Here is a 10,526-nt window from a genome sequence, read left to right on the forward strand (position 1 = left end):
ATTTGCATGGAGCAACCATTGGAATATGTCCTGGAAGGATTCCAAGCTCACCACTCTGAGCTTTGGTGCTTACCATTTCCACTTCAGATTCGTACACTGGGCCATCGGGAGTGACAATATTGACCTTTAATGTCTTCATTTTATTCCCTCCTGGTCCCTGATTATACTTCTACACCCATCTCTTTTGCTGCTTTAAGTACGTCGCTCATTGGACCTACTAGACGGAATGCATCTTCTGGAATGTGGTCATATTTACCTTCAAGAATCTCTTTGAAGTCTTGAACAGTATCTTTGACTTGAACATATGAACCTTTTTGGCCAGTGAACTGTTCAGCAACGTGGAAGTTTTGAGATAAGAAGAATTGAACACGGCGTGCGCGTGAAACAATCAATTTATCTTCATCTGAAAGCTCATCCATACCAAGGATCGCAATGATATCTTGAAGTTCTTTATAACGCTGTAATGTTTGCTGTACTTGACGTGCAACATTGTAGTGTTCTTCTCCAACAATTTCAGGAGAAAGTGCACGTGAAGTTGATGCCAACGGATCTACCGCAGGGTAGATACCCATCTCAGAAAGCTTACGCTCAAGGTTTGTTGTTGCATCAAGGTGAGCGAAAGTCGTTGCTGGAGCTGGATCCGTGTAGTCATCCGCAGGTACATAGATTGCTTGGATCGATGTAACAGAACCTACGTTAGTAGATGTGATACGCTCCTGTAATTGACCCATATCCGTTGCAAGTGTCGGCTGGTAACCAACCGCTGAAGGCATACGGCCTAGAAGGGCAGAAACCTCAGAACCTGCTTGCGTGAAACGGAAGATGTTATCAACGAACAGAAGAACGTCCTGTCCTTGCTCATCACGGAAATATTCAGCCATAGTCAAACCAGTCAAGGCAACACGCATACGTGCTCCCGGCGGCTCGTTCATCTGACCGAATACCATTGCTGTTTTCTTGATAACGCCAGAATCGCTCATCTCGTGGTAAAGGTCATTACCTTCACGAGTACGCTCACCTACACCTGCGAATACGGAAAGTCCGCCATGCTCTTGGGCGATGTTATTGATAAGCTCCTGGATTAATACTGTTTTACCTACACCGGCACCACCGAATAGTCCAATCTTACCACCTTTGATATATGGAGCAAGAAGGTCTACCACTTTGATACCCGTTTCAAGGATTTCTACCTCTGTAGAAAGTTGGTCGAATTTAGGTGCTTCTCTGTGAATAGGATCACGGCGTGCACTTTTATCGATTTCTTCTTCAAGGTCAATTGTTTCACCAAGTACGTTGAATACACGTCCTAGAGTGACATCACCAACTGGAACGGAGATAGGAGCTCCAGTGTCTGCCACTTCGATTCCGCGAGTCAATCCATCAGTGGAATCCATCGCGATCGTACGGACCGTATCATCACCTAGGTGAAGGGCAACTTCTAGTGTTAAATCGATGCCTTTAGCATCTGCTTTCGCTTCTTGTTTGACAACAAGAGCGTTAAAGATATCAGGCAGTTGACCGCTTTCGAACTTAACGTCAACAACCGGACCCATTACTTGAAGAACGTGTCCTTTGTTCATCTTTTTCCCTCCTATCTAGCATTTGACGACATATTAAAGAAAAGGCTGGGCAGGATTAACCTCCAGCCGTTATTATAAGTGTTATTCCAATGCAGCTGCTCCACCGACGATTTCGGTAATTTCCTGAGTGATGGCTGCCTGACGGGCGCGATTGTAAGAAAGAGATAAACTGTTGATCAATTCCTTCGCGTTATCCGTTGCAGACTTCATCGCAGACATACGGGCAGCGTGCTCACTGGCTTTACCATCAAGCAATGCGCCGTAAATCAAGCTCTCAGCATATTGAGGAAGCAGTACTTCTAAAATATCTTCTGCAGAAGGTTCAAATTCATAAGATGTCAATTTTGCTGAAGAATCAAGATCTGTCAATGGCAGAACTTTCTTTTCAGTAACATCTTGCTGAATGGCGCTCACATAATGGTTGTAGTATAAGTACAGCTCATCATATGCGCCGTCAGAGAACATGCCTACTGCTTTGGTCGCGATATCTTTAATATCGGAGAAGCTCGGCTGATCCGGGATACCGGTAATGCCTTCGATTACATTGTAATCACGCTTTTGGAAAAAGTCCCTTCCGATACGGCCGATTGCGATTATAGCAAATTCATCATTGGATGAATGACGTTCTTTGATTGTGTTATGGACAAGTCGTATAACATTACTGTTATATGCTCCCGCTAAACCGCGGTCAGACGTGATGACCAAGTAGCCGGTTTTTTTAACGGGGCGGGAGACTAACATCGGATGGGATGCGTCTTTGCTTCCAAGAGCGATGGATGAAACCACTTCCTGGATTTTCTCCATATAAGGAACGAATGCTTTTGCATTCGTTTCAGCACGGGCCATCTTTGATGCAGAAACCATTTGCATGGCTTTTGTTATTTGACTCGTCTTTTTCGTAGAAGTTATACGAGATTTAATGTCGCGTAACGATGCCACTGGTTCTCACCACCCTTTTTATTGTTTCAGACCTTACCTTAAACACACGGCAGGGCCATTTGTGCTTATATGCTCAAAGGCCTGCCGGAGTGTTTATTGGGTAATCAATTATTCAGACTTAGCAAAAGTTTTCTTGAATTCGTTGATAGCTGCTTTCATTGCATCATCTTCAGGAAGACCTTTTGTCGTGCGAATATGGTCTAACAACTCAGTATGGTTGCGATCTAACCAGCTAAGGAATTCTTCTTCGAAACGACGGATATCTCCAACTGGAATATCATCCAGGTGTCCTTTCGTCAATGCATAAAGAATCATAACTTGCTTTTCAACTTTTAACGGTTTGTTAAGATCCTGCTTCAGTACTTCTACTGTGCGGGCACCACGATTTAGTTTCGCTTGTGTCGCTTTATCAAGATCGGAACCGAATTGCGCGAATGCTTCAAGCTCACGGTATGCTGCCAAGTCAAGACGCAGTGTACCTGATACTTTCTTCATCGCTTTGATTTGTGCGGACCCACCTACACGTGATACAGAAAGACCGGCATTGATCGCTGGACGTACACCAGAGAAGAATAAGTCAGACTGCAGGAAGATCTGTCCGTCAGTGATAGAGATAACGTTTGTTGGGATATATGCAGAGATATCGCCTGCTTGTGTTTCAACGAACGGAAGTGCAGTGATTGAACCGGCACCTTTCTCATCACTTAATTTAGCTGCACGCTCAAGTAGACGGCTGTGCAAGTAGAATACGTCACCAGGGAACGCTTCACGGCCTGGAGGACGGCGTAATAGTAGTGAAAGTTCACGATATGCTGCAGCTTGCTTAGAAAGGTCATCATACACAACAAGAACGTGCTTGCCGTTGAACATGAATTCCTCACCCATTGTTACACCTGCATAAGGCGCAAGGAATAACATTGGAGCAGGCTGTGATGCAGATGCAGTAACTACGATTGTGTAGTCAAGAGCACCATGCTTACGGAGAGTTTCTACAGCGTTACGGACTGTAGATTCTTTTTGTCCGATAGCTACATAGATACATACCATGTCCTGATCTTTTTGGTTAAGGATCGTATCGATCGCAACAGATGTTTTACCTGTTTGGCGGTCACCGATGATCAACTCACGCTGACCACGGCCGATTGGCACAAGGGCGTCAATCGCTTTGATACCTGTTTGAAGAGGCTCATGAACCGATTTACGATCCATTACACCAGTTGCTTTACTTTCGATTGGACGAGTCTTTGTAGCATTGATTGGGCCAAGACCATCAACTGGTTGTCCAAGTGAGTTTACAACGCGGCCAATTAGTTCTTCACCTACAGGAACTTCCATGATACGGCCTGTACGGCGAACTTCATCGCCTTCCTTGATATCACGGTAAGGTCCAAGGATTACGATACCTACGTTATTTTCTTCAAGGTTCTGTGCCATACCCATGACACCGTTTGAAAACTCAACAAGCTCTCCAGCCATGACGTTGTCGAGGCCATGAGCACGTGCGATACCGTCCCCGATCTGGATTACTGTACCTACGTCGCTTACTTTCATTTCTGACTGATAGTTTTCAATTTGCTTTTTTATCAGCGCACTGATTTCTTCAGCTTTAATGCTCATGAATTTCACCCCTCTATGGTTACATTGGATTTTGTCAGGGTAACTCTATAATAGAGACCCCTTATATCGTTTATGCAGGATCGGTTTTACCCTCCTGGCTTATTTACGAGTCAATTCACGCTCTAAGCGCTCTAACTTACCTTTAAGGCTTCCGTCAAAAATACGGTTGCCGATTCTCAGCTTCAAGCCGCCAAGAAGATTCGTGTCTGTTATGTTGTCGATGCGCAATGAACTTTTTCCGACTTTTTTCGCGAAAGATGCAGACAGTGCTGCTTTTTCTGCTTCATCCAGCGGACGAACAGAATAAACTTTCGCTTCAGCAATTCCGCGTTCGTCATTTGCAAGTTCGATAAAAGCATCAACAACTGATGTTATCGCATTTGCACGGTGACGATCCACAAGAAGCATCAGAGTATTCATTACATTCGGTGAAGCAGATGAGAACGCTTCTTTTAGGATTTCCTTTTTCTTCTCAACCGAAATACGCGGAGTTTCCAATAGGACATCCAATTCTTTGTTTTCTTCGAATACTGATCTGACTACGCGAAGCTCTACTTCAATTGATTCTAACTGGTTATGTTCTTTGGCAATTTCAAAAAGAGCTATCGCATAGCGTTTTGCTACTGCAATATTACTCATCGCTCTTCTCCTGCCTCTTGAATATAATCATTGATCAATTTTTGCTGATCTTCAGCACTTAGTTCCTTCTCGATCACTTTAGATGCGATTAGGACAGATAGTGATGAAACCTGTTCACGTAATGCAGTGACAGCTTGTTCTTTTTGCGTTTCAATCTCACGTTTCGCCGCTTCTTTCAGGCGTTCACCTTCAGCACGAGCTGTCGCGATGATTTCTTCACGTTGTTGCTCGCCTTGCTTCTTAGAGTTCTCGATCATTGTTTGAGCTTCCTGACGAGCCTCTTTCAAAAGCTGGCGTTGTTCTTCAAGCAAATTGTTTGCTTCTGTACGGCTTTCTTCGGCCGCATTGATTTCACTTGCAATATGGTCTTCACGTTCCTTCATAATTCCCATGAGTGGACCCCATGCGAATTTCTTCAGTAACGCTAGCAAGACGATGAACATAACCAACTGGAACAGGATATCCCCGCCGTTGAATGATGCTCCAAGGACAAATGCGTTTGTTAGCACGCGATATCACTCCCTTCAAGAGACATAGCTTCTCTTTTAGATCCGCTTTAAACTTATAAGTATTGCTGTATTCACAAAACCTGTGATTGAAGTCATGAACATAAAGGAATGGCGAAGGTTCTCAAGGAATGATCTTCGCCATTTTGGAACGAGTGTAACTTCCGATTATTGACCTTGTACCATGAACGCGATAACAACGGCGATGATAGGAATCGCCTCAACTAGTGCTACCCCGATGAACATTGTAGTTTGAAGCATACCACGTGCTTCTGGCTGACGTGCGATACCTTCTACTGTACGAGATACGATAAGACCGTTACCGATACCGGCACCAAGTGCTGCCAAACCGATTGCGATTGCTGCTGCTAATAGACCCATTATTAAGTTCCTCCTTAAATGTATGAAAAATATTTTTTCTTAAATAGGTTTTTGTTCAAAAATGAACAGGTATATATTAATGGTCTGCGCTTACTTTGTGAGAAATGTAGACCATTGATAACATTACGAAGATAAATGATTGGATTGCACCAACAAATATCGAGAATCCTTGCCATGCCAGCATCGGCACAATTGCTGCAAGGGTGCCGCCTACGCCTGTAACGGCCAAACCTGCTAATAATGTAAGCAAGATTTCACCAGCGTAGATGTTTCCGTAAAGACGAAGACCTAATGTGAGAGTGTTTGCAAATTCCTCAATAACTTTCAGCGGGAACAAGAACCACATAGGTTTAAAGAAATCTTTTCCGTATTCACCGAAACCTTTCATTTTCACACCGTAATAATGTGATAGACCAACAACAAGTACCGCCATCGTTAATGCGATGGTAGGATCAGCTGTCGGTGATTTCCACCAAAGTTCGTGGTCAATGACCACTGAGAATGGAAGACCTAACATGTTAGATACAAAGATGTACATAATCAATGTTATACCGAGGATGTGGAACCGTCCTCCGGTTTTCCAGTCCATGTTGCTTTTAATGATGTTTTTGACGAAGTCCATGACCCATTCCATGAAGTTTTGAATGCCTGTTGGTTTCATAGCCATACGCCGGGTTGATACAACAGCAAGCAGGAACACTATTGCACTTGCTACTGTAATCATTAATACATTTGCCAAGTTAAAGGTTAAGCCCAGAAACTCAGCGGTAGGATTTTCATGATGCAATGAAATTCACCTCTCTTCCCCGCTATTTATGAAGTTGAAGCTGCTGAATCAAATAATCTATCATAATGACAAGATAGGATGTCATTAATCCAATAACAACACTCAGAAGATGAAATGTGTCCGGGTATTCCATCGCTACGATCACAGCGAAAGCCGCACCGGCCATGCGTGAAAACGTTCCCAAAGAACGAACCTTTTCTCCTGCCACAACCTTGTCCCCAAACTTGACGGTCCTTTTAACCATCACCCAGTGGTTGAACAGACTGATGCCTGTCCCGAGTATGAGTCCCAGAAAGATTGACTGGTATTCTGTGAATCCCCAGCCAAGAACATAAATAGAGAGCAGGGAAAATATGTACTTGCGATGTCTGATGAACATCTGTTGAATTTCCGGCATAAATCATTAGTCTCCTGAAAAGTAAGTCCGGACTGTACGGAGCATTGCATATATTCCTGTTGCTAGTCCAAGGAGTAGTCCGATTACTAAAAAAAGTGGTGCGGCATCCAGGTACCTGTCGAGCCATCTTCCTCCGAAGATACCGATCAGGATGGAACCGACTAATTGCGAGAGAATGGCCGTATATAAAGCCATTGCTTGTAACGGGCGTCTATCACGATGACGCATAGGCATCCCTTCATTTCTGGGGGATTTGCGGTTAATCTTCTACACTTTTAAAAAAGATTGAAGAAAATTTTTCGACATGACTATGGATGTGAAAACCCTATCATTCCATATCCTTTGTAAGCATACAATAGGGCAGAATTGATGTCAATGAATTACAGGGAAAAAGTTCACAACCTTGCCACGTGTTCCTGATTTGTTCACAAAATCATCAAATTTGCAAAAATCTGTAGAATTTTGACGCCTCTCTCATTATATAAGAATATGAGGAAAGTTTTAAGAAGAAGTTTGATTGTAAAAAATTCCACTTTGGATGGCAGGCGGGGTTACTGTTGGGGGAGGCTTGTAGCATTGGTTTTTTTTTGTTGGGACCAGGCTGTTCGAGGGGGATTACGCTGAGGGTATCCTGCTTTGGCGTAAGATCACAGAGATCTGACTCTAAAAGAACCGAATGAGGGTAAATCAGGGGGGCTGCTGTTGACGTGGTACAGGCTGATTCCTAGGTTCTTCAATGGAAAGAAATCGCATCAATTAGGGCTTTTTATCAAATGATGCTATGCGCTTCTTGAACGCAGGGCATCATTATTGATTCTTCCTGGAAATGATGTGCGACGCCACCCGAGGGCACGGCTTCATTCTCGACACTTCCTTGATATGTTGTACCGCGCTGCTCAAGCACAGGGCTTCATTCTCGACTTTTCCTTGATATGTTGTACCGCGTAGCCCGTGCGCATGACTTCATTTTCGACACTTCCTTGATATGATGTACCGCGCTGCTCGAGCGCATGGCTTCATTCTCGACTTTTACTTGAAATGTTGTACCGTGCCATCCGAACGCATGGCTTCATTCTCGACTTTTCCTTAAAATGAAGTACCGCGCGACTTGGGCGCACGGTATCATTCTGAATTTACGTTCCCTGGTAAGTCTATAGAAAAGCACTTCAGTAATATACGGGAGTGATTCCCCCACTCCCTTACCTGTACCATTCAATTAAGTTCTCTTGATAATCCTCATCCCCGCTTTTCCTTGCAAACGCAACAGCATAAAAAGTTTTTCCTTTTATATATGAAGGAAGTTTAACTTGGTTGTTGATCATACCTTGACCTGCCGGATGTCTTTGATCCAGGATGGCAAGCAGCTGCAGGGTTTGCTGATCATATAAGGCGAGAGCAAACTCTTCTGCACCTTCCGGAAGATACGCTTCATACCTCAGCGAATCCGGGGCATCTCCCGGAACGGCAGCAAACCCCATGATCCGGGGGTAATCCGGTGTGCCGACTGCTATGAGATAAGGAAGAGAATATATGCTAGTCCCCTCTTCAAGGAGAAGTCTACCTTCCCAAAGAGCATGTTTTTCCGGAAATTCTTTGATAATTGCCCTGACCGTCACCGTTTTTTCTTCCCCTGGTTTTAAGACGAAGCTTAGCGGCAGCTCCCACCTTAATGCATTATGTGTTTCTGAAGGTTTTAACGAGTAGGTCTTGGCTACTGTTCCTTGATTTTTGATTGTGAGTTGCTCTTCTAAATATTTTTTCTTCCCTAATTGGAGTCCGCCCATTGATAGGGAGGACGGAAATACAAAGGTATCGAGCTCGAGGGCTTTATCTACCTGGATTCTTCCGGACCCCTGTTCAAATACCTTGTATGGAACTCCCTTTTCATCGACTATATCTTTTGCCGTCAACATGAGGGCTGATTTGAGTTCCTTTGCGCCCCACTCTGGATGGGCCTGCTTCAATATGGCTGCAGCACCGCTCACATGGGGAGCCGCCATGCTTGTTCCCTGCAGAGACATATATCCCTCTGGAATCGTGCTTTTGATATCCACTCCGGGTGCAGTAACATCCGGCTTGATCAGCCAGCTGACCGTGACCGGACCCTTTGAACTGAATGGAGCGAGTTGATCCTGTTCATTGGTGATGGCGATAGAGACCGGCTTTTTAGTTTTTAAAAGATTTTTTCCGTCCTCCATTGAAACGACTGCAGCCGGGATTTCTTTCTCGTTCTGTATCATTGCTGAAAACAACCCTTTTGTGTTGTTGTAAATAATCACACCGTTGGCACCGGCTCTTTCAGCGTTATCAATTTTTTCTTCGAAGGTCAATTTTCCTCTTTTAACAATCGCTATTTTTCCAAAGCTGCCTTCTAATTCTTCCGGAGATCCAATCCCTCCATCATAAATTCTTATATTTCTTTTCTTCCGCCACTTTTCTGTTCTATCTATAGAAAGAAGTCGGATTTTTTCTTTGCCAAAAATAAAATATGGAACATCTGAAGGCGGGGTAGATGCTCCGACAGCCAAAGATTTTGCCGAAGTGGCGGGTGTGCCGATGGTCCAGTCTGCCGGACCGGAGTTACCGCTTGCCACCACGGGCAGTATCCCTTTCTCAAATACCTTATCCAACGCCTTGCTCAATGGGAGGTCAGGACCATTGACTTCACTGCCTAACGAAAGGTTAAGGATATCGACTTTGTCTTTCACGGCAGCTTCAATGGCAGCGAGCACCTGATCCGTCGTCCCACGCCCCCCGGGCCCGAGTGCACGGTATATATACAGGTTAGCATTCGGGGCCATGCCTTGAAGGGAACCATTTGCACCGATGATGCCCGCTACATGAGTTCCGTGAATCGTCGAGTATCCTTTCCCAGAGATGGTTTCCATCGGCTCTTCGTCACCGTCGACGACATCCTTTCCTCCTTTGAAGTTGCGGGAAAGGTCGCGGTGATGGAGGTCCATGCCGGTGTCGATAATACCAACCTTTACTCCCTCCCCGGTCAGCCTGTTTCCATTTTCATCGAAGTACCCTCTTGCCTTTTCTGCTCCAACAAAGGGGATGGTGCTGTCTCTTTTGATAACATAGGTTTGGGCTTTGGAAGCGGTGATTAGATTTGCTTGTGGGTGGGAAGCCACGTATTTTTCCAGTTCAGTTTTGGGACCCGTGATCGAGTAGCCGTTTAGTACGTCTGAAAAAATATACCTCAGTTTTAAGGAGGTGTGCTGTCCGAGCTCTTCCTTTAGTTGGACAGGGTCCACAGGAGTAGAAGTTTCAATGATGAGAATCTCTTGTTGATGTGGATGTTCCTTAAGCGGCGGCATTTTAAAACTTTGGGCTCCTGCAGGTTGAGGTATCAGTAAAATAAGGATCAGTGCCATCATTTTACGCATGTTGGGTGCTCCCTCCTGTTTTTTGGATAGCTTTTGTATTGAGCGAGGAAGGTATTCATGCGCTTTAGTGCTTTAAATCGCTAAGAGGGACTGTCCCTTTTAACGGTTTAAAGCATTAAAGAAGCCCGTCTCTATGAATAGAGACGGGCTTTGGTCGTAATTATTATTTCGTTCCAAACAAACGGTCGCCGGCATCGCCCAGTCCAGGGACGATATATCCTTTTTCGTTCAGTTTCTCATCCAGGGCTGCGATGTAGATATCTACATCAGGATGCGCACTCTTAATGG

The 10,526-nt window shown here is 44.5% G+C and carries 11 protein-coding genes and 1 pseudogene; all 12 read right to left on the reverse strand.

Annotated elements, in window-relative coordinates:
- A pseudogene (locus BSG1_RS17385) lies at positions 1–139 on the reverse strand (F0F1 ATP synthase subunit epsilon); the annotation flags it as partial.
- 22 nt (positions 140–161) lie between these two features.
- Complete coding sequence (atpD, locus tag BSG1_RS17390; RefSeq protein WP_006838502.1) at positions 162–1,580, reverse strand: F0F1 ATP synthase subunit beta; 1,419 nt, start codon at positions 1,578–1,580, stop codon at positions 162–164.
- Between the two features lie 81 nt (positions 1,581–1,661).
- The gene (locus BSG1_RS17395) at positions 1,662–2,519 is read right to left on the reverse strand and encodes a F0F1 ATP synthase subunit gamma (RefSeq protein ID WP_006838503.1); all 858 of its coding nucleotides are present in this window, start codon (positions 2,517–2,519) and stop codon (positions 1,662–1,664) included.
- 108 nt (positions 2,520–2,627) lie between these two features.
- Positions 2,628–4,136 carry a F0F1 ATP synthase subunit alpha gene (atpA, locus tag BSG1_RS17400; protein WP_006838504.1) on the reverse strand — a complete coding sequence of 503 codons (1,509 nt, stop codon included), beginning with the start codon at positions 4,134–4,136 and terminating at the stop codon, positions 2,628–2,630.
- Positions 4,137–4,235: 99 nt separating this feature from the next.
- Positions 4,236–4,775 carry a F0F1 ATP synthase subunit delta gene (locus BSG1_RS17405; RefSeq protein WP_006838505.1) on the reverse strand — a complete coding sequence of 180 codons (540 nt, stop codon included), beginning with the start codon at positions 4,773–4,775 and terminating at the stop codon, positions 4,236–4,238.
- Positions 4,772–5,284 carry a F0F1 ATP synthase subunit B gene (locus tag BSG1_RS17410; protein WP_006838506.1) on the reverse strand — a complete coding sequence of 171 codons (513 nt, stop codon included), beginning with the start codon at positions 5,282–5,284 and terminating at the stop codon, positions 4,772–4,774. Before BSG1_RS17410 ends, BSG1_RS17405 begins: the two co-directional genes overlap by 4 nt.
- A gap of 165 nt (positions 5,285–5,449) precedes the next feature.
- A complete protein-coding gene (gene atpE, locus BSG1_RS17415) occupies positions 5,450–5,662 on the reverse strand; it encodes a F0F1 ATP synthase subunit C (protein ID WP_006838507.1) in 213 nt (70 codons plus the stop codon).
- Positions 5,663–5,738: 76 nt separating this feature from the next.
- On the reverse strand, positions 5,739–6,449 hold the full coding sequence (atpB, locus tag BSG1_RS17420; RefSeq protein ID WP_006838508.1) for a F0F1 ATP synthase subunit A: 711 nt from the start codon (positions 6,447–6,449) through the stop codon (positions 5,739–5,741).
- A 22-nt stretch (positions 6,450–6,471) separates the two neighbouring features.
- Positions 6,472–6,846, reverse strand: a complete 375-nt coding sequence (locus tag BSG1_RS17425; RefSeq protein ID WP_006838509.1) for an ATP synthase subunit I — start codon at positions 6,844–6,846, stop codon at positions 6,472–6,474.
- A 6-nt stretch (positions 6,847–6,852) separates the two neighbouring features.
- Positions 6,853–7,074, reverse strand: a complete 222-nt coding sequence (locus BSG1_RS17430; RefSeq protein WP_044023104.1) for an AtpZ/AtpI family protein — start codon at positions 7,072–7,074, stop codon at positions 6,853–6,855.
- 971 nt (positions 7,075–8,045) lie between these two features.
- The gene (locus tag BSG1_RS17435; protein WP_006838511.1) at positions 8,046–10,238 is read right to left on the reverse strand and encodes a S8 family serine peptidase; all 2,193 of its coding nucleotides are present in this window, start codon (positions 10,236–10,238) and stop codon (positions 8,046–8,048) included.
- A gap of 163 nt (positions 10,239–10,401) precedes the next feature.
- Positions 10,402–10,526, reverse strand: a 125-nt coding sequence (locus tag BSG1_RS20580) for a uracil phosphoribosyltransferase (RefSeq protein WP_083802916.1), incomplete at its 5' end; no start/stop codon positions are given.

Origin of the sequence: Bacillus sp. SG-1, assembly GCF_000181495.1 — a bacterium.
In the GTDB taxonomy this organism is placed as follows: Bacteria; Bacillota; Bacilli; order Bacillales; family Bacillaceae_B; genus Rossellomorea.